Origin of the sequence: Streptomyces xanthophaeus, from assembly GCF_030440515.1 — a bacterium.
GTDB classification, from domain to species: Bacteria; Actinomycetota; Actinomycetes; order Streptomycetales; family Streptomycetaceae; genus Streptomyces; species Streptomyces kutzneri.
The window spans coordinates 4,596,239-4,618,010 of record NZ_CP076543.1 but is presented as its reverse complement, the minus strand read 5'-3'; the positions used below and the strand labels follow the sequence as shown (position 1 = coordinate 4,618,010).

Sequence of the window (21,772 nt, the reverse complement as noted above, 5' to 3'; positions counted from 1 at the left end):
GCCGGACCCGTCTCATCGGGTGGACGCGCTTCCGAGGCGCGGACCGGGACCCGATACGCTCCGCTCGTGGCTGAGATCCAGATTCCCGCTGACATCAAGCCCGCCGACGGACGCTTCGGCGCGGGCCCCTCCAAGGTGCGGACCGAGGCGCTGGACGCCCTCGCCGCCACCGGTACCTCCCTGCTCGGAACCTCACACCGCCAGGCCCCGGTCAAGAACCTGGTCGGCTCGGTGCGCCAGGGCCTCCGGGACCTCTTCTCCCTCCCCGAGGGGTACGAGGTGATCCTGGGCAACGGCGGCTCCACCGCCTTCTGGGACATCGCGACCGCCGGTCTGATCGAGCAGAAGTCCCAGCACCTCACCTTCGGCGAGTTCTCCTCGAAGTTCGCCACGGCCGCGAAGCTCGCGCCGTGGCTGGACGCGCCGTCCGTGATCTCCTCGGAGCCGGGCACGCACCCGGAGCCGGTGGCCGAGGCGGGCGTGGACGTGTACGCGTACACCCACAACGAGACCTCGACGGGTGTGGCGGCGCCGATCAAGCGCGTCGCGGGCGCCGACGCCGGGTCCCTCGTTCTGGTGGACGCGACCTCGGGTGCCGGCGGTCTGCCGGTGGACATCACCGAGACGGACGTCTACTACTTCGCCCCGCAGAAGTCGTTCGCCTCGGACGGCGGCCTGTGGCTGGCCGCGTTCTCCCCGGCCGCCCTGGAGCGCGCCGCCCGCGTGCACGCCTCCGGCAGCCGGCACATCCCGGAGTTCTTCTCGCTGCCGACGGCGATCGACAACTCGCTGAAGAACCAGACGTACAACACCCCGGCGCTGTCCACCCTGTTCCTGCTGGACCAGCAGCTGCGGTGGATGAACAGCCAGGGCGGCCTGGAGTTCACCACCGGCCGTACGGCGGCCAGTGCGCGCAACCTGTACGGCTGGGCGGAGGCGTCCAAGTACGCGACCCCGTTCGTCGTGGACGCCGACAAGCGCTCGTCCGTCATCGGCACGATCGACTTCTCGGACGACATCGACGCGGCTGCCGTCGCCAAGGTGCTGCGCGCCAACGGCATCGTGGACACCGAGCCGTACCGCAAGCTCGGCCGCAACCAGCTGCGCATCGCGATGTTCCCGGCGATCGACCCGGCGGACGTGCAGGCGCTGACGGCCTGCATCGACCACGTGATCGAGAAGCTCTGACCCTCACCCGTCCGGTACGACGTGGAGCCCCCGGTGACCTGCTGTCGCCGGGGGCTTCGGCGTTCCCCGGACACCCCGAGGCCACCGGCGTGGGGGGTTCCCCGCACGCGGTACCTTCAGGGCTCCGGCGGCGATTCTTGGAGGCAGCGGCGTGAGCGTGCGAGTGACGGCGGCCCAGAGCGGTGTGGACCCCTTCGGCACGGCCCGGCTGCGGCGCGGGGTGCTCGACGCGTGGGGTGCGGGCCCGGCCCGGTTCCGCGAGGACGCCAACGCCGAGGAGGACCTCGCGCTCGGCGGCTACCGGGACCGGCTCGTCATCGAGCTGGCGCAGAACGCCGCCGACGCCGCGGCCCGGGCCCAGGTGCCCGGCCGGCTGCGGCTCACCCTGCACGCGGGCGAGGGCGGGCACGCGCTGCTGGCCGTCGCCAACACCGGTGCCCCGCTGGACGCGACGGGCGTGGAGTCGCTGAGCACCCTGCGCGCCTCCGCCAAGCGGGAGCCCGCCGGCGACAGCGTCGGCCGGTTCGGCGTCGGCTTCGCGGCCGTACTGGCCGTCTCCGACGAACCGGCCGTGCTCGGCCGCCACGGCGGGGTGCGCTGGTCCCTGGCCGAGGCCCGGGAGCTGGCCCGGGGCGCCGCCGTCGGCAGCCCCGGCCTCGGCGACGAACTGCGCCGCCGCGACGGGCACGTTCCGCTGCTGCGCCTCCCGCTGCCCGCCGAAGGCACCGCCCCCGAGGGCTACGACACCGTCGTGGTCCTCCCGCTGCGCGACGCCGCCGCCGAGGGTCTGGTGGAACGGCTGCTGGCGGGCGTCGACGACGCCCTGCTGCTCACCCTGCCCGGGCTGCGCGAGGTCGTCGTGGAGACCCCGTCCGAGGGTGTGCGCACCCTGTACCGGCGCGACGAGGGCCCGTACACGGTCATCGAGGACACCACCGCCGCCGGTACGGTCACCCACCGCTGGCGCACCGTGCGCCACGGCGGCCCCATCGAGCGCGCGCTGCTGGCCGACCGGCCCGTCGAGGAGCGGCTTCGGCCCGCCTGGGCGGTGTCCTGGGCCGTGCCCGTCGACTCCGACGGCGCCCCGGTGCGGCCCGCCACCGCCCCGGTGGTGCACGCGCCGACCCCCACCGACGAGCCGCTGGGCATCCCGGCGCTGCTCATCGCGACCCTGCCGCTGGACACCACCCGCCGGCACCCGGCGCCGGGTCCGCTGCTCGACTTCCTCGTGGAGCGTGCGGCCGACGCGTACGCCGAACTCCTCGGCGCCTGGGACCCGGTGACCACCGCGCTGGTGGACCTGGTGCCCGGCCCGCTCGGCAAGGGCGAGCTGGACGGGGCCCTGCGCGCGGCCGTGCTCCAGCGCCTGCCCCGTACCGCTTTCCTCGCACCGGCCGCACCGCCCGAGCACGCGGAGGAGCGCGCCGCCCTGCGCCCCTTCGAGGCCGAGGTGGTGGAGGGCGCGGGCGCCGACACGGTACGCGTCCTGGCCGAGGTCCTGCCGACGCTGCTGCCGGCCGGCCTGGAGCGCCGGTCCGAGCTGCGCACCCTGGGGGTGGGCCGGCTCCCGCTGGGCGATGCCATCGAGCGGATCGCGGGCATCGAGCGGACCCCCGAGTGGTGGCACCGGCTCTACGACAGCCTCGCCGGGGTGGACCCCGACCGGCTGTCGGGGCTGCCCGTGCCGCTCGCCGACGGACGCACCTCGATCGGGCCCCGGCACATCCTGCTGCCCGGCGCGGACACGCCGGCGAGCCTGGCCCGGCTCGGCCTGAAGGTGGCCCACCCGGACGCGGCGCACCCGCTGCTGGAGAAGCTCGGCGCGCTCCCGGCCACGGCGCGGGCGGTCCTGACGACCCCGCAGGTGCGGGCGGCCGTCGCCGCCTCCCTCGACGCCGGTGAGATCTGGGACGAGGACGCCGACACCCTGGACGCCGACGAGCTGGCCGAGGTGGTCCTCGGGCTGGTCCGGGATGCCGATCTGGCACCGGGCGACGAGCCCTGGCTCGGCGCGCTGGCCCTGCCGGACGAGGACGGGGAGCTGGTGCCGGCGGGCGAGCTCCTGCTGCCGGGCAGCCCGCTGGCCTCGGTGATCCGCGAGGACGAGGTCCCGTACGTGGACGCGGACCTCGCCGAGAGGTGGGGCGCGGGCCCGCTCACCGCGTGCGGGGTCCTGGCCACCTTCCAGCTGGTCCGCGCCACCGACGTGGTCCTCGACCCGGACGAACTGGAACCGCGCGAGGGCGACTTCGCCGAGCCCGACGACGCGGGCCTGCTGGACGCGGTGGACGTGTGGTGCGAGGACGTCCTCGACCAGCTGCCGGACACCCCGGTCCCGCCGGTGGCGACCGAGCTGATCGCCGTCCGGGACCTCGACCTCGTCGACGACGACTGCTGGCCGCAGGCCCTGGCCATGCTCGCGCAGCCGCCGCTGCGTGACGCGCTGACCCAGCCCGTGCGGATCCTGCTGCCGGACGGCACCACGCAGTCGGTGCGCCCGTACACCGCCTGGTGGCTGCGCGACCACCCGGTGCTCGACGGCCGCCGCCCGGCGGGCCTGCGCGCGGCGGGCGGCGACCCGCTGCTGGAGGGCCTCTACACCTCCGCGGACGCCACGGGCTTCGAGGACGAGCAGGTCCTGCGGGCGCTGGGCGTACGCACGTCCGTGCCGGCCCTGCTGGACGAGCCCGGCGGCGCCGCCGAACTGCTGGCCCGGCTCGCCGACCCGGACCGTGAGGTCACCGGCCACCAGCTGCACGGCTTGTACGGCGCGCTGGCCGATCTCGACCCCGAGCAGGTCACCCTCCCGGACGAGCTGCGCGCGGTGGTGGACGGCGAGGTGCTCGTGGTGGACGCGGCCGACGCGGTGATCGCGGACGCACCGGACCTGCTCCCGCTGACGGCGGGGCTGCCGCTGCTGCCCGTCCCGCCGGCGCGTGCCGCGGATCTCGCGGAGCTGCTCCAGGTGCGCCGTCTCTCGGAGACGGTTCCGGCGGAGGTGACCACGCCCGGCGAGGAGCACGAGGTGCCGGAGTCGGTGCTCGTGCTGCTGGGTCCGGCCACTCCGGCGACGTACATCGAGCACGAGGAGCTCGTCGCGGGCGGCACGGAGCTCGACTGGCGCCGCACCCCCGACGGGACGCTCCACGCGTCCACGCTGGAGGGCGTCGCCGCCGGCCTTGCCTGGTCGGCGGGGCAGTGGCCGCGCCGCTTCGAGGTGGCGGCGCTGCTGGAGGACCCGTCGCGTACGGCGGAACTGGCCCGGGACCGCTGGTTCGACTGACCGGAAGGGGGGGTGGGAGCGGGCGGGGAGCCGGGCGTGCGGGCGCCCGGAAACCGTGCGCTCCCTTTGACAGGCGGCACGTGCCGACTCAGACTGATCAGTGCTTTCGTCCGACCGGCGGATCCACGACCAAGAAGAGAACGCGCCCTCAGGGAATCGTTCAGGGGGAGCGTCATGCCCGACAGGAGAGGCCGTTCGGCCGGTTTCCGGTGGTCCCACGGGCCGGTGTCCGAGCTGTTTTCCGGCCGGAACAACAGCCTGGGCCTCCTGCGGCTGTTCCTCGCGTCCGCCGTCGTGGTCTCGCACGCGGGCATCCTGGGCTTCGGCAGCCATGAGATCGGTCACGGATTCTCTCAGGGGCAGATAGACCTCGGGAAGATGGCCGTCTTCGGCTTCTTCTTCCTCTCCGGCATCCTCGTGACGCGCAGCGGCAACCGGCTGCCCGTCGGCCGCTTCCTGTGGCACCGGGCGCTGCGGCTGCTGCCCGGCTTCTGGGTCTGCATGGCCGTGACGGCCTTCACCGTGGCCCCTTACCTGTACTGGCGTCAGCACGGCAGTACGGCAGGTTTCTGGGACCACCCGCAGGGACCCTTCGCCTATGTCGAGGCGAACTGGGCCGTCGGCGTCGGGCAGTGGGGGATCTCCGGTGTGATGGAGACCGGTGCCACCAAGGGGCTCACGCACAACGCGGCGATGAACGGCGCCCTGTGGTCGCTGGCCTACGAGATCCTCTGCTACCTCGGGGTCGGCCTGCTCGCGCTGGGCGGCTCGCTGGTGCGATCCCGGCGGACCGTCCTGGCGGTGGCGGTGATCCTGGGCGGCCTGGTCGTCGGTGACGCGGTCGGCAACCGGCTGAACGCCGGGGCCGGGGCGGCGGCGCACGGCGGTGACCTGGTCATCCCGCTGATGGGCCCCCACAGCGTGAACTACATGATCTACCTCGGTTTCGCCTTCGCCCTCGGTGCGGTGCTGGAGCTCTACAAGGAGCGCGTCCCGGTCAGCGACCCGCTGGCGGCCCTCAGCGCGGTGGTGTTCGTGCTGACCCTGCACTACGGGTACTTCTTCGCCCTGGGTGTGCCGGCCTTCTGCTACCTGCTGCTGTGGCTGGCCATCCGGCTGCCCAAGCCGTTCCAGCGGATCGGTGCCAAGCACGACTACTCGTACGGCATCTACATCTACGGCTTCCTCGTGCAGCAGTCGCTGGCCGTCCTCGGTGGCGCGCGCTGGGGTTTCGCCGCCTACCTGGGGCTCTCCCTGGCCGGTGCGCTGTTCGCGGCGGTGCTCTCCTGGCACCTGGTCGAACGCCCGGCGATGCGCCTGAAGGACATCGGCGGTGGCCGGCGCCGGCCCCCGCACGACGTCCCGGCACCCCGGCAGGGCGCCACCGCCGAGGACCAGCAGCCCGTACCGGTCTCCTGACCCGGGCCCGGACCCGCACCCGCACCCGCACCCGGCACGGACCGGCTCCGGTCAGGCCGGGAACTTGCGGTCGACCCACCTGAACGTGAACTCGATCAGGACGGCCGCGCCCACGGCGACGGCCACCGCGATCCACGGCACCGTGACCCCGACCAGCTTGAGCTGGAAGAAGTCCTGCAGCCACGGCACGACGAGGACGATCAGGAACGCCCCGCCCATCGCGCCGACGAGGGCCACCCGCCACCACGTGTACGGGCGGGCGATGATCGCCAGGACCCACATGGACGTCAGGAACAGCGTCAGCGTGGCCGCGCTGGACTCGGCTTCGAGGGCGCCCTGGCCCGTGTAGTGGTGGCGGGCGATCAGGTACGAGACGAAGGTGGCCACGGCCGCGATGGCGCCGCCGGGGATCGCGTACCGCATGACCCGCTTCACGAAGTGCGGTTTGGCGCGTTCCTTGTTCGGCGCCAGGGCCAGGAAGAAGGCCGGGATGCCGATGGTGAGCGTGGACAACAGCGTCAGGTGGCGGGGCAGGAAGGGGTACTCGACCTGCGAGCACACCACGAGGATGGCCAGCAGCACCGAGTAGACCGTCTTCGTGAGGAAGAGGGTGGCCACGCGGGTGATGTTGCCGATGACCCGGCGGCCCTCGGCGACCACCGAGGGCAGGGTCGAGAAGCTGTTGTTGAGGAGGACGATCTGGGCCACCGCCTTCGTCGCCTCCGAGCCCGATCCCATGCTGACGCCGATGTCGGCGTCCTTGAGGGCGAGCACGTCGTTGACCCCGTCGCCCGTCATGGCGACCGTGTGGCCCTTGGACTGGAGGGCCCCCACCATGTCCCGCTTCTGCTGCGGGCTCACCCGTCCGAAGACCGCGTTGTCGTCGAGGACCTTCGCCATGTCGGCCTGGTCGGTGGGGAGCCCCCGGGCGTCCACGGTGTTCTCCGCGCCCGGCAGACCCAGCTTGCCGGCGACCGCGCCGACGGAGACCGCGTTGTCGCCGGAGATGACCTTCGCGCTGACGTTCTGGTCCTCGAAGTAGCGCAGCGTGTCGGCGGCGTCGGGGCGCAGCCGCTGCTCCAGGACGACGAGGGCGGTCGGCCGGACCCCGGTGGCGACGGCCGCGTCGTCGAGCTCGCGGGCGGAGCGGGCCAGCAGGAGGACGCGCAGTCCCTGCTCGTTGAGGTCGTTGATCTCGTCGAGGGCCGGGTCCCCGGCGGGGAGCAGCACGTCGGGGGCGCCGAGCAGCCAGGTGTTGTTCTCGCCGTCGCCCTCGCTGAAGCTGGCGCCGCTGTACTTGCGGGCGGAGGAGAAGGGCAGGGACTCGGTGCAGCGCCACTCCGCGCTGTCCGGGTAGGCGTCGATGATCGCCTGGAGGCTGGCGTTGGGGCGCGGGTCGGACTCCCCGAGGGCGCCGAGCACCTTCTTGACGTACGTCGGCTCCGCGCCGCCGAGCGGGCGCAGCTCGGTGACGTCCATGCCGCCCTCGGTGAGGGTGCCGGTCTTGTCGAGGCAGACCACGTCGACGCGGGCGAGGCCTTCGATGGCGGGCAGCTCCTGGACCAGGCACTGCTTGCGGCCGAGCCGGATGACGCCGATCGCGAAGGCCACGGAGGTGAGCAGGACGAGCCCCTCGGGGATCATCGGGACGATGCCGCCGACGGTCCGGGCGATGGAGTCCTTGAGGTTGTTGTCCTTGACGAGGAGCTGGCTGATGATCAGGCCGATCGAGGTCGGGATCATCATCCAGGTGACGTATTTGAGGATGGTGGAGATGCCGGAGCGCAGCTCGGAGTGGACGAGCGTGAAGCGGGAGGCCTCTTCGGCCAGCTGGGCGGCGTAGGCCTCGCGGCCGACCTTGGTGGCGGTGAAGGCGCCGCCGCCGGCGACGACGAAGGAGCCGGACATGACCGGGTCGCCGGGCTTCTTCAGGACGGGGTCGGCCTCGCCGGTGAGCAGGGACTCGTCGATCTCCAGGCCGTCGGCCTCGCCGACGGATCCGTCGACGACGACCTTGTCGCCGGGGCCGAGTTCGATGACGTCGCCGAGGACGATCTCGGAGGTGGAGATCTCGGCGGTCCGGCCGTCGCGACGCACGCTGGGTTTGACCTCGCCGATGACGGCGAGGCTGTCGAGGGTCTTCTTGGCGCGCAGTTCCTGGATGATGCCGATGCCGGTGTTGGCGACGATCACGAAGCCGAAGAGGCTGTCCTGGATCGGCGCGACGACGAGCATGATCGCCCAGAGCACGCCGATGATCGCGTTGAACCGGGTGAAGACGTTGGCGCGGACGATGTCGGTGGTGGAGCGGCTGCTGCGGACGGGAACGTCGTTGACCTCGCCCCGTGCGACGCGCTCGGCGACCTCGGCGGTGCTCAGCCCGCCCGGCTTGAAGCGGGGCGCGGGCGGGCGCACCGGATGTACGGGGTCGAGCTCCGCGCCCGCGTCGATGGCGGGGGCGGCCGTCCTGCCACCCGGCTCCGGCCCGTCGGATTCGGTTCCAGCCCGCTGCGTCATGCCTTCGACGTTAAGCGGGGTTCTTTCGCTTCACCCGCCGAGAAGCCCGAAGATCCGACCTCAGGATGACCCGAATCGTCCCCTGGTAGCGCGATGCACCGGGCCGTGGGGCGGAGACGTCCCGGAGGGGCACCGCCCCACCCCGAAGCCGCCGGACCCGCGCCTGCGCCGCCGCTAGGCCTGCGGTCCCGAGCCCGGCTGCCCGGTCTGCCCGTCCCGCTCGGCCCGCGCAGCGACCTCGGCCTGCTCCGCCGCGTGACGCGCAAGCGCTGCGTCGCGGCCGCGGACGTACCAGATGCCGATCAGGCCGAGGAAGCCGCCGGCCGCGCAGGTCCAGACCCACCACAGCTGGCCCCGGTCGGCGAACCACCCGTAGAAGGGCAGCTGGACCAGGAAGAGGGCGAACCACAGGATCGTGCCACCAGTGACGGTGGCGACGACAGGGCCCTCCAGGGGCTCGGGCGCCTCGTGCTTCGCAATCCATTTCGCCATGCGGCAAGTCTAGGCGGCGCGAAATGACATCTACGCGCGGAGATGGACGCCCTTTCGTTCATGTGTTCATACTGAAACGGTTTGGGCGCGGCCCATTTTCTTCGTATGAACCACCCAATGAGGACCGTATGAGCACCCCGGCCCCCGCCCTCGCTGCCATCGCCCCGGAGCCTTCCCCCCAGGAACCCTCCGGCCCGCTGGACCGCTACTTCAAGGTCTCCGAGCGCGGCTCGACCCTCGCCCGCGAGGTCCGCGGCGGCTTCGCGACCTTCTTCGCCATGGCGTACATCATCGTGCTGAACCCGATCATCCTGGGCAGCGCGAAGGACATGTACGGGCACCAGCTCGACGGCGGCCAGCTGGTGACGGCCACCGTCCTGACCGCGGCCTTCACCACCCTCCTCATGGGTGTCATCGGCAACGTCCCGATCGCGCTCGCCGCCGGCCTCGGCGTGAACACGGTCGTCGCGCTCCAGCTCGCCCCCCGCATGAGCTGGCCCGACGCCATGGGCATGGTGGTCCTGGCCGGCCTCGTGGTGATGCTGCTGGTCGCCACCGGCCTGCGCGAGCGGGTCATGAGCGCCGTGCCGCTGGGCCTGCGCAAGGGCATCGCCATCGGCATCGGCCTGTTCATCATGCTGATCGGCCTGGTCGACGCGGGCTTCGTCTCCCGCATCCCGGACGCCGCGCACACCACGGTCCCGCTGCAGCTCGGCGCCACCGGTCACCTGGACGGCTGGCCGGTCCTGATCTTCGTGACCGGCGTACTGCTCACCCTGGCCCTGCTGATCCGCAAGGTCCCGGGCGCGATCCTGATCTCCATCGTGGCCATGACCGCCGTCGCCGTCGTGGTCCAGCTGGTCGCGAAGGTGCCCGACTCGGGCTGGGGCCTGACGGTCCCCGAGTGGCCCGGCAACCCGGTGTCCGCGCCCGATTTCGGGCTCGTCGGCGAGGTCAGCCTGTTCGGCGGCTTCGGCAAGGTCGGGATGCTCACCGGCATCCTCTTCGTCTTCACCGTGCTGCTGTCCTGCTTCTTCGACGCCATGGGCACGATCCTCGGCGTCGGCGACGAGGCGAAGCTGATCGACAAGAAGACCGGCGAGTTCCCCGGGATCAACCGGGTCCTGCTGGTCGACGGCCTGGCGGTCGCCTCGGGCGGCGCCACGTCCTCCTCCGCGACCACGTGCTTCGTGGAGTCCACGGCCGGGGTCGGCGAGGGTGCCCGTACGGGCCTGGCGAACGTCGTGACGGGCAGCCTCTTCGCCGTGGCGCTGTTCTTCACCCCGCTCGCCACCATGGTCCCGTCCCAGGCGGCCACCCCGGCGCTCGTGGCGGTCGGCTTCCTGATCCTGGCGGGCTCGGTCAAGGACATCGACTGGAGCGACTTCACCATCGCCGTCCCGGCCTTCCTGGCCATGGTGATGATGCCCTTCACCTACTCGATCACCAACGGCATCGGCATCGGCTTCGTGAGCTTCTGTGCGCTGCGCCTGGCGACCGGTCGGGGCCGCGGGGTCCCGGTGGCCATGTACGTGGTGTCGGCGGTGTTCGTCTTCTACTACGCGATGCCCGCCCTCGGACTCGGCCAGTAGCCACGTCGGCTGCGTCAGCTACGTCGGCTACGTCAGCCCGTAGAACTTCTCTGTCTCGTCGACGGCCGCCTTGAAGCGCTCGTCGAAGTCATCGCGAATGAGCGTCCGGACCACATAGTCCTGGACGCTCATTCCGCGTTTGGCGGCATGGATCCGGAGCCTGTCGAGGAGCTCCCCGTCTATGCGCATGCTCAGCACATGTGTCCCCATGCCGAAAGAGTCGGGGCACAGGGTGCGTACGCGTGTCACTTTCAGCCGCCGACTCACCCGTATGAGTGACCCCAGGTGTGAGCCGGAAAATCCAGTTTTCCTTAGGAAGAGTAATGAGTTACTCTAAATACATGCATGACCTTTCCCATGGCGACGACGCAGCCGCCGTGAACGACCTCCGCTCCGCCGTCATGCGGCTGGGGCGACGCCTGAAGCACCAGCGCGTCGACGAGTCGCTGAGCCCGACCGAGATGTCGGTCCTCGGCACCCTCGCCCGCTGCGGCCAGGCCACACCCGGCGAGCTCGCACGGCGGGAGCACGTCCAGCCGCCGTCGATGACGCGCATCGTCGCGTTGCTGGAAGCCAAGGGACTGGTCACGCTGGAACCGCACCCCGACGACCGCCGCCAAAAGGTGGTCCGCCAGACGGAGGAGGCCGAAGCGATGCTCGAAGAGAGCCGCCGCAAGCGCAACGCCTTCCTGGCCGGGCTCGCTGCCGAGCTGACCGAGGACGAATGGGCCAAGCTCCGCGCGGCCGCACCCGTCCTGGAGAAGCTCGCGCACCTGTAAGGAACGACGCCAGGAGGCGAACGCTTTTGAGTACGGGAACCGGAGCAGACTCCGCACCCGGCCACACATCCACCCCCGCTACCGCCGCGACCCTCGCGGCACCCGCGAGCAAGGGCTCCATGTTCAGCTCGCTGAAGATCCGTAACTACCGGCTCTTCGCCACCGGCCAGGTCGTGTCCAACACAGGCACCTGGATGCAGCGCATCGCCCAGGACTGGCTGGTCCTCTCACTGACCGGCTCCGCCTCCGCCGTCGGCATCACCATCGCCCTGCAGTTCCTGCCGATGCTGATGTTCGGCCTCTACGGAGGCGTCCTCGCCGACCGGCTGCCCAAGCGGCCGCTGCTCCTCGCCACCCAGAGCGCGATGGGCCTGACCGGCATCGCCCTCGCCGTCCTCACCCTGGCCGGACACGTCCAGGTGTGGCACGTCTACCTCGCCGCATTCGCGATCGGCCTGGTCACCGTGGTCGACAACCCGGCCCGGCAGACCTTCGTCCCCGAGATGGTCGGCAAGGACCAGGTGGCCAACGCCGTCAGCCTGAACTCGGCCAACTTCCAGTCCGCGCGGCTGGTCGGCCCGGCGATCGCCGGTGTGCTGATCACCGCCGTCGGCTCCGGCTGGGCCTTCCTGCTGAACGGACTGTCCTTCGCCGCGCCCCTCGCCGGCCTGCTGATGATGCGGACCCACGAACTGCACCCGGTCGAGCCGAGGCCCCGCGCCAAGGGGCAGCTGCGCGAAGGCCTGCGCTACGTCGCCGGCCGCCCGGAGCTCATCTGGCCGATCGTGCTCGTGGGCTTCATCGGCACCTTCGGGTTCAACTTCCCGATCTGGCTCTCCGCCTACGTCAGCGACGTCTTCCACGGGGACGCGGGCACGTACGGGCTCTTCAACACCCTGATCGCGGCCGGCTCCCTGGCGGGCGCCCTGCTCGCGGCCCGGCGCGGACAGTCCCGCCTGCGGGTGCTGGTGGCCGCGGCCGTGCTGTTCTCGGTCCTGCTCCTGGTGACCGCCTTCGCACCCGGCTTCTGGCTGTTCGCCGCCCTGCTCGTCCCCATCGGGATCTTCGGCCTGACGGTCAACGTCACCGCCAACTCCAGCGTGCAGATGGCGACCGACCCCGAGATGCGGGGCCGGGTCATGGCCCTGTTCATGATGGTGTTCACCGGCGGCACCCCGCTGGGCGCCCCGCTGCTGGGCTGGATCACCGACACCTACGGCGCCCGGATCGGCATGGCCTCGGGCGCGGTGATCTCCCTGGCCGCCTCGGTCGCGATCGCGGTGGTCCTGGCCCGTGTCGGCAACCTCCGGCTGCGGGTGGACCGGCGCGGTGTGACCTTCGTCCCGGCCGTCCCGCGCCACCGCGAACTGGTGACGGTGGCCTGACCCCGCTCCTCAAACGCCGGAGGGGCTGAAATCCAGCCTCGCCGGCGATTGAGGCGCGGGGGTTCGGGGGCAGAGCCCCCGACAACGGCACCGCGCACGGCTACGCTCGCCGGCATGAGACTGTTCGCAGCCGTCCTCCCGCCGGAGACAGCCGTCGCCGAGCTGGCCCGGGCCGTCGACCCCCTGCACGACGACCACCTGACGTGGACCGCGCGAGCGGGCTGGCACTTCACGCTCGCCTTCATGGGCGAGGTACGGGACGAGGTGCTCCCGGAGCTGCACACCCGCCTGGAGCGGGCCGCCCACCGCACGCCCCCCTTCGCACTGCGGCTGCACGGCTGCGGCCACTTCGGGGAGCGCGCCCTGTGGGTCGGCGCCGCCGGGGAGCTCTCCGCCCTGCGGATGCTCGCCGAACGGACCGACGCCGCCGCCCGGCGGGCCGGCGTACCGATGGAGCAGCACCGCCGCTACACCCCGCACCTCACCCTGGCCCGCAGCCGCAGCGCCACCACCCCGCTGCGGCCCTACCTGGACGCCCTCGCGGACTTCGAGGGCACGCCCTGGCAGGTCGACACGCTCAGCCTGGTCCGCAGCAACCTCCCCGTCAGCGGGGTCCCGGGCGAGCAGCCCCGCTACGAGACCGTCGGGGCCTGGCCGCTCGTCGGCTGAACCCGCACACCCCCCGGCCGGAGCCGGGGGGCGTGCGGGAGGGCGGGCGGGCCGCGTTAGGCTCGACGGGTGGATCCCAAAACCAGAAACCGCGTGATGGCCGGTGTGCTCGTACTGATGTTCGTCGTCGTGGCCGTGGCGGCCGCCGTCGGCCAGTAGCCCCTTGGGGGTGTCCTGCCCCGGGCAGGACCTACCAGGCGAAGGCCTCCGGCGACGCCCCGGGACCGGGGAAGATCTCGTCCAGGCCCGCCAGGACCTCCTGCGAGAGCTCCAGCTCCGCCGCGCGCAGCGCCGAGTCGAGCTGCTCCTGCGTACGCGGCCCGACGATCGGCCCGGTGACCCCGGGGCGCGTCAGCAGCCAGGCCAGCCCGACCTCGCCCGGCTCCAGGCCGTGCTTGTCCAGCAGGTCCTCGTACGCCTGCACCTGCGCGCGCACGGCGGTGTTCGCCAGCGCGTCCGCCGACCTGCCTGAGGCGCGGCGGCCGCCCTCGACCTCCTTCTTGATGACCCCGCCCAGCAGGCCACCGTGGAGCGGGGACCACGGGATGACCCCGAGGCCGTACTCCTGGGCAGCCGGGATGACCTCCATCTCGGCGCGCCGCTCGGCGAGGTTGTAGATGCACTGCTCGCTGACCAGGCCGAGCCGGCCGTGACGGGCCGCGATCTCGTTGGCCTGGGCGATCTTCCAGCCGGGGAAGTTGGAGGAGCCCGCGTAGAGGATCTTGCCCTGCTGGACCAGGACCTCGACGGCCTGCCAGATCTCCTCGAAGGGGGTCAGCCGGTCCACGTGGTGGAACTGGTACACGTCGATGTAGTCGGTCTGGAGCCGCTTGAGGCTGGCGTCGACGGCCCGCCGGATGTTCAGCGCCGACAGGCGGTCGTAGTTGGGCCAGGTGTCCGCCTCGCGGTACATGGAGCCGTACACCTTGGTGGCGAGGACCGTCTTCTCGCGGCGGTCGCCGCCCTGGGCGAACCAGGTGCCGATGATCTCCTCGGTGCGGCCCTTGTTCTCGCCCCACCCATACACATTTGCCGTATCGAAGAAGTTGATGCCCGCGTCGAGGGCGGAGTCCATGATCGAATGACTTTCGGGCTCCCCGGTCTGGGGGCCGAAGTTCATGGTGCCGAGAACGAGTCGGCTGACCTTGAGGCCGGTGCGTCCGAGCTGCGTGTACTTCATGGGACACAAGCCAACTGCTTCGAGTGCGCTCGAAGCAAGACCCCGCCGTGAAGGGCGTGTTACAGCACCTGCGCGGGCCGGTAGGGGCCGCCGATCCCCCACGCCTGGTGCAGGACGGCCGCGAACTCGCCCGCCAGCCGGTGCTCGCCCGAGGCGTTCGGGTGAGTCCCGTCGTAGGTGTCGCGGTGGATGTCGTACGCGGCCGGGCGCGCGGCCAGCAGGATCGGCGAGGCGTCGGTCGTCAGGTCGGCGACCGCCTTCGCGAGGAGCTCGTTGAAGCGGGCCACCTCGGCCGCGAAGGGGGCGTCCTCCTCGGCCCGGCTGTTCGGGATGACCGGCAGCAGGACCATGCGGACGGCGGGACGGGCGGCGCGGGCCTCGGCGACGAACCGGCGGGCGTTGGCGGCGGTCTGCTCGGCGTCGGTGTAGAAGCCGAGGTCGATCAGCCCGAGGGAGACCAGCAGGACGTCGGCACCGGTGTCGGAGACCGCAGGGCCTATGAGGGGGGCCATGTGCTGCCAGCCCTCGCCCCAGCCGGCCAGGTGGCGGCGGGCGCGCTCCGGGAAGCCCGGGTCGGCGTACGCGTGGCTGGTGGGTGCGTCGGCGACGGTGTCGTACAGCTCGCAGCGCGGACCGACGATCCGGTAGGGACCGCCGAAGGTCGAGCTGAGGTGCTGCCACATCCGGTAGCGCCAGGTGTAGTCGCCGGCGCGTCCGATGGTCATGGAGTCGCCGACGAACATGAAACGCATCCGGTCATCATCGCGGATCGCGCGACAGAAACCCCTGTGACGCCGGACACGCGGCACGTACTGGCAGGCTGGGGGAATGCGCCTGCCCATGCCGTCCGCCGCCGCGTCCGCCGCCGTTGCCACCGCCGCCGCCGTCGCCGCCGCACTCGCCGTGCTGCCGGGCCCGGCCCACGCGGCGGATACCCCCGCCACGTCCTCCTTCACCATCTCCGACCCGCGGATCAAGGAGTCGAGCGGCCTGGCCGCAAGCCGGATCCACCCGGGCGTGTACTGGACGCACAACGACAGCGACGACGGCCCGTACATCTACGCGGTGGACTCGGCATCGGGCAGGACGGTGGCCCGCGTGACGCTGACGGGGATCGGGAAGCCGCGCGACGTCGAGGCGATCTCGCTGGGCCCGGACGGGCAGCTCTACGTCGGGGACATCGGCGACAACCGCAACGGCACCTGGGACCACGTGTGGATCTACCGCTTCCCGGAACCGAAGCAACTGGGCGATGTCACGGCCGAGGCCACGCAGTTCACGGTGAAGTACGCGGACGGGGCGCGCAACGCGGAGGCCCTGATGGTCCATCCGGTGACGGGGCGCGTCTACATCGCGAGCAAGGACGAGAACAAGGGCGGCCTGTACGAGGGTCCCGCGGAGCTGACGACGGGGGGCACGAACGTGTTCCGTCGGGTCGCCGCCGTGCCGTGGGTGACGGACGGGGCGTTCTCCCCCGACGGCACCCGGCTGACGCTGCGGGGCTACTTCACGGCCCGCACCTACCCGTGGAAGGACGGCCTGCCGGTGGGCGAGGGCGAGCGGGTGGACGCGCCGTGGCAGGGCCAGGCGGAGTCGGTGACGTACACGCCGGACGGCTCCACGCTGATGTTCGGCGCGGAGGGCGAGGGCAGTCGGGTCATCGCCGTGCCGGTCGCCGCCGCCGCGTCGGCCTCGCCGCAGCCGGGTGCGCCTTCGGAGGCGGCCCCCGCGCCGGAGCCGACCGGCAGCTTCGGCAAGGGAGCCCTCGTCCTCGCGGGCGGCCTGGCTCTGGTCTTCGGCGCCAAACGCCTCTTCCGCCGCCGCTGACTCGAGCCGACGCTTCAACCGCCCCCACCCCGGCTTCCGCCCGGCCCATCCGGCTCCGCCGCGCCGAACCCAGCCCCTCCGGGCCCATCCAGCCCCGCGGGCCCATCCAGCCTCGCCGGGCCGAACCCAGCCCCTCCGGACACATTCAGCCTCGCCGGCGTTTGAGGCGCGGGGGTCCGGGGGCAGCGCCCCCGGCAGCGGCGCCGCGCCGGAAACCGGACGGTTCGGCGCCCGCGCCGTTGCCGGGGCTCCGCCCCGGACCCCGCTCCTCAAACGCCGGAGGGGCTGGATGTGCCCGGAGGGGCTGGATGTGCCGGCGGAGCCGGATGGGGCCGGGGTTACTCCTCGCGGATCGGGATGCGGCCGTTCACCGGCGGGGAGGCCGGGGACGGAGTCGCCGAGGCGGGGGGCTGGCCCATCGAGGCCAGGAGCTGGCGGGCCACGCCCAGGCCCGTGCCGCCCATCGTCAGCGCCTTCGCGAACATCTCCGACATGCCCTCGGCCCCGTTCAGCAGGACCATGTGCTCCACGTTCCCGAAGGCCCCCGCACCCGCCTCCACGATCGCCGGCCAGTTCTCGGCCAGCTGCTGCGCGACGACCGCCTCCTGGTTCTCCGCCAGCGCGGCGGCCCGCGCCTTGATCGCTTCCGCCTCGGCCAGACCCTTGGCCTTCGCCGACTCCGCCTCCGCGAGGCCCCGTGCCTGCGTGGCCGCGGCCTCCGCCTCACCGGTCGCCCGCGTGGCCTTCGCCGACGCGATGCCCCGCGCCTCCACGGCCTGCGCGTCGGCGGTCGCCGCCGTCGTCACCCGCGTCGCCTCGGCGGCCGCCGCGAGTTCCGTCTCCCGCGCCTTCGCCTGCGCCGCCGAGATCCGTGCGTCACGCTCGGCCTCCGCCCGGGTGCGGGTCTCGTACGCCGCCGCGTCCGCGGGCTTGCGTACGTCCGCCTGCAGCTGCTGCTCGCGCCGGTGCGCCTCCAGCTCCGCGACCCGGGTCTCCTGGACGACGACCTCCTGGCGGGCGGCCGCCTCCGACAGCGGGCCCGCCTGACGGGCCGTCGCCGCCGCCTTGTCCCGTTCGGCCTGGTAGCCGGCCTGCAGGATCTCGCTGTCGCGCGTCGCCTCGGCCATCCGGGCGAAGGCGGCCTGCTCGGCCTCCGTGGCCAGCCGGTTCGCCTCGGCCTGCGCGATCCGCGCGTCCCGCTGCACGGCCGCCGCGTGCGGCATCGCCAGGTTCTTGATGTAGCCGGTCGGGTCCTCGATCTCGTGGATCTGCAGCGAGTCGACGATCAGGCCGAGCTTCTCCATCTCGGTACCGCAGGCCATCCGGGTCTGGCCCGTCAGCTTCTCCCGGTCGCGGATCATGTCCTCGACCGTCAACCCGCCCACGATGGACCGCAGATGTCCGGCGAAGACGATGTGCACGCGCTCGGGCATCATCTTCTGCTGGTCCAGGAACCGGCGGGCCGCGTTGGCGATCGACACGAGGTCGTCGCCGACCTTGAAGATGACGACGCCCTTCACCCGCAGCGGGATGCCCTGATGGGTGACGCAGTCCACGGACAGCTGGGTCTCGTTGAGGTCCAGGGACAGTTTCCGTACCGCCTGCACGCCCGGGAGTACGAGCGTCCCCCGCCCGGTGACGATCCGGAACCCCATGCCCTGCCCGAGGCCCTCGGTCTTGTGCGTGGAACCGGAGATGACGAGTGCCTCGTTCGGTTCGGCCACCCGCCACATGAGCTTGAACAGGCCGATCAGAGCCACGATTGCGGCGAGAACGATTCCCGCCACGACGCCGATAGCCATCGGCAACGCCCCCTTAGCGCGATGCCGTTCGGCACCGACGAGGCCGAGTCTGCGCCTGCGGCGGTCACGCCGGAAGATGCGGGCCGAGTCTTGTCGCCATCTTGATACGTACAGGTGGGACGGGGCGTCAGTTGTCGTAGGCGGCCATCACGTACACCGTGCGCGGCGGCAGGTATTCGACCACCGTCACCACCGTCCCGACGGCGATGCGGCCGGTCCCGGCGACCGGGTGGGCGAGGAAGTGCTCCGCCCCGCCCCGGATCCGTACGATGACCTCGCCCACCAGCCCGGGCCCGACCGTCCCGGTCACCCGGCCGGTCAGTCCCACCATGTCCGCGTCGGCGCCCGTGTCCCCCATGGGGCGAGGGTACGCCGCACGGCCGCCGGAGGGGGCCCGCCGAGCGGGCCACAAGGCTACGAGGCTACGAGTGACCGAGGTCCGCGGCCGGCAGGTCCGATTCCGAGACCGGGACCGAGCCGGTGTCGGGGGCCGGTCGCAGGGTGAACTCGTCCGAGGCCATCGAGTCGAGCACCGGCGGGGCCGGCCGCAGAGGCGCCGGCATGACCGCGGCCTCCGAGTGGCCGCCGCAGCCGTACGACAGCGACACCAGACGGCCGTCGGCCGGGCTGAACTCGTTCGCGCAGACGCCGAAGGCCTGGCCGAGCGAGCCGCCGATGGCGACCAGGAAGCCGCAGGAGACGCAGGAGGCGGGCGCGGCCTGCGCCATCGGGGTCTTGGCGCCGAAGGACTCGTCCCAGCGGTCGGCGGCGGTGTGCAGCCCGTACCGCGATAGCACGCGCGCCCGGCGCATGCCCAGTTCCTCGGCGACCGAGGTGATGGAGCCGCGTACGGGGACCACGGCGCGGTCGGTGACGTCGGCGTCCTCGGCCTCGACCAGTTCGGCCATCTCGGTGGAGACCACCGAGTTCGGCGGCGGGGTGTCCTCGCCCGACCAGCCCGGCTCCAGGCGCAGGTCCTCGGCGTCGGTGGGCAGCAGATCGCCGGGGCCCATGTCGCCGGGGCGCAGCCGCTCGCTCCACGGCACCCACTCGGGGGCCAGCAGCGCGTCGTCGCCGGGGAGCAGCACCGTTTCGTCGAGGGTGACGTTCTTCGCGCGGGAGGCGCGGGTCACGGTGACGGCCCAGCGCCAGCCGCGGTAGCCCGGTTCCTTGGACTCGAAGAAGTGGGTGACGACGCGGTCGCCCTCCGCGACGGCGGAGACGTGCGCGCCCACCACTCCGGGGAAGGCGGCCTCCTCGGCCGCCGCGCGGGCGAGTTCTACCGCCTCGACGCAGAGGCGGTCGGGGGTACGCGGGGTACGGCTTCGCGTCGTCGCAGCACTCACTGGTCTCGTTCTCTCCTACGCCGTCTCACGTGTGCGCCGTCCGTACTGTCGTCCACAACGACCCGTCGGTGCTGTCCGTACGTGGCACGGGCGGAGCGGACCAGAGGGCCGCGTCGACGTCCGCACCCGATCGGACTCCGGGCGCACCTCACTGCGACCCATTCTGCGGGATCACGAAGAGGCGCGCGGCCAGGAGCAACCGCCGGTGGCGCGCTACGCACGCTACCTCCTCTTAAGCCTCGGGCACACATGCAAGGTCCGATTCGCGGACAAGCCACCGGCCGGGTGACGCGCCGGGAGGCGCCCGGCAGGGCCGGGTGGGGCACTATGTCGAGTGTGGCACCCGTACGGTCGTCCGACGACGGCTCGGGACCGGCCAGGCGGGCCGGCCGGGCTGTCGGGCGTGCGCTGCACCTTCCGGCGCGGGGGATCCGGCGGGCCACGCACGCGCACGGGGCGGGGGAATCGGGCCTCGGCAAGCTGATCGAGCTGCACGCCATCAACGGCGCCGGCGATGTGATGATCACGGTGGCGCTGGCCTCGACGGTGTTCTTCTCCGTTCCCACGGACGAGGCGCGCGGCCGGGTGGCCCTGTACCTGGCGATCACGATGGCCCCCTTCACCGTGCTGGCCCCGGTGATCGGTCCGCTGCTGGACCGGCTGCCGCACGGCCGGCGGGCGGCGATGGCGGCCTCGATGCTGGCGCGCGCGCTGCTGGCGCTGCTGATGTCGGGCGCGGTGGCCACGGGGGGCATTCAGCTGTATCCGGCGGCGCTGGGCGTGCTGGTGGCGTCCAAGGCGTACGGGGTGGTCCGCAGTGCGGTGGTGCCCCGGCTGCTTCCGCCGAAATTCTCACTCGTCAAGGCGAACTCCCGGGTCACGCTGGCCGGTCTGCTGGCCACGGGCGCGGCGGCGCCGGTGGGTGCCGCCCTGCATCTGATCGGGCCGCCGTGGCCGCTGTACGGGGCCTGCGTGATCTTCGTGTGGGGCACCGTCGCGGCGTTCACGCTGCCGCACAAGGTGGACGAGGCCAAGGGCGAGCGCCGGGCGCGGCTGTCCACGCACGAGCCGCACTCGAAGCGGCCGGGTCTGCGGACGGTCAGCCGGCCGGTGCTGTGCGGGCTGCTCGCGAACGCCTCGATGCGTGCACTGTCCGGGTTCCTGATCTTCTTCCTGGCGTTCCTGCTGCGCGAGCATCCCCTGGCGGGGCAGAGCGCGGCGGTGTCGCTGGGCATCGTGGGCGTCTCGGCGGGCGTGGGCAACGCCTGCGGCACGGCGGCGGGCGCGTGGCTGCGGGCGCGGGCGCCGGAGGCGATCATCGCGGCGGTGCTGTGCCTGACCCTGGGCGTGGCGGTGCTCGCGGCGGTGTTCTTCAGCGGGCTGTTCATGGCCGTGCTGGGCGCGACGGCGGGCTTCTGCCAGGCGCTGGCGAAGCTGTCGCTGGACGCGATGATCCAGCGGGACGTGCCGGAGTCGGTGCGGACCTCGGCCTTCGCCCGTTCGGAGACGCTGCTCCAGGTGGCGTGGGTCCTGGGCGGCGCGATCGGCATCGTGCTGCCGCTGAACGGGGTACTGGGGATGTCGGTGGCCGCGGCGATCGTGGCCCTGGGCACGACGATGGCCCTGCGCGGTGTCCTCTCGGCCCCCCGCCCCCACAGCGCCTCCCGGCCCCGGGTCGCCTAGCCGGTTGCCCGCCGCGCATGTCCGGCTGCGGCGCCGCCCCCGGACAATGCGCCGCGCCGCAGGCCACGGGTACCCCATGCAGCGGCGCAGCCCAGGGGCCCGATAGCCTTCGGCTCATGACCGCACCGCTTTTCTCGGGTAGGGCCCGCCGCAGCGTCGCGGCCCTCGGAGCCGTGTCCGCCGGCTTCCTCCTCCTCTCCGCCTGCGGCGAGAAGCCGACACCGCTGGCGACCGTGACGGTCGGCACCTCGTCGGTGTCCGCCGAAGCCTCCTGCCAGAACGACGGCAAGGAGCTCTCCATGGACCAGGTCCAGGAGTGCCTCACCAACCTCAAGAACCCCAAGACCGTCGAGTACGCCCGCGGTGACACGCTGCGTCTCGGTGTCGAGCCGGAGATCGTCGAGGACGGCAAGCGCTGGTCGGCGGTCCTGGACGGCCAGCCGATCACCGAGCCCTCCTCGAACACCTACCGCAGCTTCCCGGGTGCCGACGTCTTCGCGACGGGCGGCCAGGGCGAGGCCCCTTCCTCGAAGAAGCTCGCGTTCCTGCAGATCGCCGAGGACGGCAAGCCGCTCGCCGTCTGGTCCTTCAACCTCAAGCTCAAGTAACC

General features: G+C 72.3%; 18 protein-coding genes. 10 read left to right on the top strand and 8 right to left on the bottom strand.

Annotation, left to right across the window (positions count from 1 at the left end; genetic code table 11):
• Positions 1–66: 66 nt before the first annotated feature.
• From serC to KO717_RS20490, 3 genes are all read left to right on the top strand, one after another.
• Positions 67–1,188, top strand: a complete 1,122-nt coding sequence (gene serC / locus KO717_RS20500; RefSeq protein WP_301370057.1) for a phosphoserine transaminase — start codon at positions 67–69, stop codon at positions 1,186–1,188.
• 151 nt (positions 1,189–1,339) lie between these two features.
• Positions 1,340–4,471 carry a sacsin N-terminal ATP-binding-like domain-containing protein gene (locus KO717_RS20495; protein ID WP_301370055.1) on the top strand — a complete coding sequence of 1,044 codons (3,132 nt, stop codon included), beginning with the start codon at positions 1,340–1,342 and terminating at the stop codon, positions 4,469–4,471.
• Between the two features lie 225 nt (positions 4,472–4,696).
• The gene (locus KO717_RS20490) at positions 4,697–5,890 is read left to right on the top strand and encodes an acyltransferase family protein (protein ID WP_301370053.1); all 1,194 of its coding nucleotides are present in this window, start codon (positions 4,697–4,699) and stop codon (positions 5,888–5,890) included.
• Positions 5,891–5,941: 51 nt separating this feature from the next.
• Here the strand turns inward: KO717_RS20490 and KO717_RS20485 are convergent, their stop codons facing one another.
• A complete protein-coding gene (locus KO717_RS20485) occupies positions 5,942–8,407 on the bottom strand; it encodes a cation-translocating P-type ATPase (protein ID WP_301370052.1) in 2,466 nt (821 codons plus the stop codon).
• Between the two features lie 174 nt (positions 8,408–8,581).
• Positions 8,582–8,899, bottom strand: coding sequence for a DUF2530 domain-containing protein (locus KO717_RS20480; protein ID WP_301370050.1), 318 nt, complete (start codon positions 8,897–8,899; stop codon positions 8,582–8,584).
• Positions 8,900–9,027: 128 nt separating this feature from the next.
• On the opposite strand from KO717_RS20480, the gene KO717_RS20475 reads away from it, so the two are divergent.
• A complete protein-coding gene (locus KO717_RS20475; protein WP_301370049.1) occupies positions 9,028–10,491 on the top strand; it encodes an NCS2 family permease in 1,464 nt (487 codons plus the stop codon).
• A gap of 27 nt (positions 10,492–10,518) precedes the next feature.
• On the opposite strand, the gene KO717_RS20470 is transcribed toward KO717_RS20475, so the two are convergent.
• Complete coding sequence (locus KO717_RS20470) at positions 10,519–10,701, bottom strand: hypothetical protein (protein WP_030010567.1); 183 nt, start codon at positions 10,699–10,701, stop codon at positions 10,519–10,521.
• 131 nt (positions 10,702–10,832) lie between these two features.
• On the opposite strand from KO717_RS20470, the gene KO717_RS20465 reads away from it, so the two are divergent.
• The 3 genes from KO717_RS20465 to thpR all read left to right on the top strand — a co-directional run bounded on the left by KO717_RS20465 (position 10,833) and on the right by thpR (position 13,324).
• Positions 10,833–11,270 (top strand): MarR family winged helix-turn-helix transcriptional regulator, encoded by a 438-nt coding sequence (locus KO717_RS20465; RefSeq protein ID WP_030010566.1) that lies wholly within the window; start codon positions 10,833–10,835, stop codon positions 11,268–11,270.
• 26 nt (positions 11,271–11,296) lie between these two features.
• Positions 11,297–12,655, top strand: coding sequence for an MFS transporter (locus tag KO717_RS20460; RefSeq protein WP_301370047.1), 1,359 nt, complete (start codon positions 11,297–11,299; stop codon positions 12,653–12,655).
• Positions 12,656–12,769: 114 nt separating this feature from the next.
• Positions 12,770–13,324 carry an RNA 2',3'-cyclic phosphodiesterase gene (gene thpR / locus KO717_RS20455; RefSeq protein ID WP_301370046.1) on the top strand — a complete coding sequence of 185 codons (555 nt, stop codon included), beginning with the start codon at positions 12,770–12,772 and terminating at the stop codon, positions 13,322–13,324.
• Positions 13,325–13,514: 190 nt separating this feature from the next.
• Here the strand turns inward: thpR and KO717_RS20450 are convergent, their stop codons facing one another.
• The gene (locus KO717_RS20450; protein ID WP_301370044.1) at positions 13,515–14,504 is read right to left on the bottom strand and encodes an aldo/keto reductase; all 990 of its coding nucleotides are present in this window, start codon (positions 14,502–14,504) and stop codon (positions 13,515–13,517) included.
• A gap of 59 nt (positions 14,505–14,563) precedes the next feature.
• Complete coding sequence (locus tag KO717_RS20445) at positions 14,564–15,256, bottom strand: GDSL-type esterase/lipase family protein (RefSeq protein ID WP_301370042.1); 693 nt, start codon at positions 15,254–15,256, stop codon at positions 14,564–14,566.
• Positions 15,257–15,332: 76 nt separating this feature from the next.
• Between KO717_RS20445 and KO717_RS20440 the strand changes: the two genes are divergently transcribed.
• A complete protein-coding gene (locus tag KO717_RS20440; RefSeq protein ID WP_301370040.1) occupies positions 15,333–16,331 on the top strand; it encodes a WD40 repeat domain-containing protein in 999 nt (332 codons plus the stop codon).
• Between the two features lie 338 nt (positions 16,332–16,669).
• Here the strand turns inward: KO717_RS20440 and KO717_RS20435 are convergent, their stop codons facing one another.
• From KO717_RS20435 to KO717_RS20425, 3 genes are all read right to left on the bottom strand, one after another.
• Positions 16,670–18,139 (bottom strand): flotillin family protein, encoded by a 1,470-nt coding sequence (locus tag KO717_RS20435; protein ID WP_437184536.1) that lies wholly within the window; start codon positions 18,137–18,139, stop codon positions 16,670–16,672.
• 121 nt (positions 18,140–18,260) lie between these two features.
• Positions 18,261–18,491, bottom strand: coding sequence for a hypothetical protein (locus KO717_RS20430; RefSeq protein ID WP_030011817.1), 231 nt, complete (start codon positions 18,489–18,491; stop codon positions 18,261–18,263).
• A gap of 64 nt (positions 18,492–18,555) precedes the next feature.
• Entirely contained in the window at positions 18,556–19,479 is a 924-nt protein-coding gene (locus KO717_RS20425) for a DUF3027 domain-containing protein (protein WP_189735105.1), read from the bottom strand.
• Positions 19,480–19,806: 327 nt separating this feature from the next.
• Here KO717_RS20425 and KO717_RS20420 point away from each other — a divergent pair, with 327 nt between their 5' ends.
• Positions 19,807–21,162: an MFS transporter gene (locus KO717_RS20420; protein WP_301370035.1), complete on the top strand. Its 1,356-nt coding sequence runs from the start codon at positions 19,807–19,809 to the stop codon at positions 21,160–21,162.
• A 116-nt stretch (positions 21,163–21,278) separates the two neighbouring features.
• Positions 21,279–21,770, top strand: a complete 492-nt coding sequence (locus KO717_RS20415; RefSeq protein WP_301370034.1) for a DUF2771 domain-containing protein — start codon at positions 21,279–21,281, stop codon at positions 21,768–21,770.
• The last annotated feature ends 2 nt before the right edge of the window (positions 21,771–21,772 follow it).

Excerpts from the sequence above, each read along its gene's own strand:
- KO717_RS20485 (WP_301370052.1), bottom strand. The coding sequence starts at position 8,407 with ATGACGCAGCGGGCTGGAACCGAATCCGACGGGCCGGAGCCGGGTGGC.
- KO717_RS20480 (WP_301370050.1), bottom strand. The coding sequence starts at position 8,899 with ATGGCGAAATGGATTGCGAAGCACGAGGCGCCCGAGCCCCTGGAGGGC.
- KO717_RS20475 (WP_301370049.1), top strand. The coding sequence starts at position 9,028 with ATGAGCACCCCGGCCCCCGCCCTCGCTGCCATCGCCCCGGAGCCTTCC.
- KO717_RS20470 (WP_030010567.1), bottom strand. The coding sequence starts at position 10,701 with ATGGGGACACATGTGCTGAGCATGCGCATAGACGGGGAGCTCCTCGAC.
- KO717_RS20465 (WP_030010566.1), top strand. The coding sequence starts at position 10,833 with ATGCATGACCTTTCCCATGGCGACGACGCAGCCGCCGTGAACGACCTC.
- thpR (WP_301370046.1), top strand. The coding sequence starts at position 12,770 with ATGAGACTGTTCGCAGCCGTCCTCCCGCCGGAGACAGCCGTCGCCGAG.
- KO717_RS20450 (WP_301370044.1), bottom strand. The coding sequence starts at position 14,504 with ATGAAGTACACGCAGCTCGGACGCACCGGCCTCAAGGTCAGCCGACTC.
- KO717_RS20445 (WP_301370042.1), bottom strand. The coding sequence starts at position 15,256 with ATGCGTTTCATGTTCGTCGGCGACTCCATGACCATCGGACGCGCCGGC.
- KO717_RS20440 (WP_301370040.1), top strand. The coding sequence starts at position 15,333 with ATGCGCCTGCCCATGCCGTCCGCCGCCGCGTCCGCCGCCGTTGCCACC.
- KO717_RS20430 (WP_030011817.1), bottom strand. The coding sequence starts at position 18,491 with ATGGGGGACACGGGCGCCGACGCGGACATGGTGGGACTGACCGGCCGG.
- KO717_RS20420 (WP_301370035.1), top strand. The coding sequence starts at position 19,807 with ATGTCGAGTGTGGCACCCGTACGGTCGTCCGACGACGGCTCGGGACCG.
- KO717_RS20415 (WP_301370034.1), top strand. The coding sequence starts at position 21,279 with ATGACCGCACCGCTTTTCTCGGGTAGGGCCCGCCGCAGCGTCGCGGCC.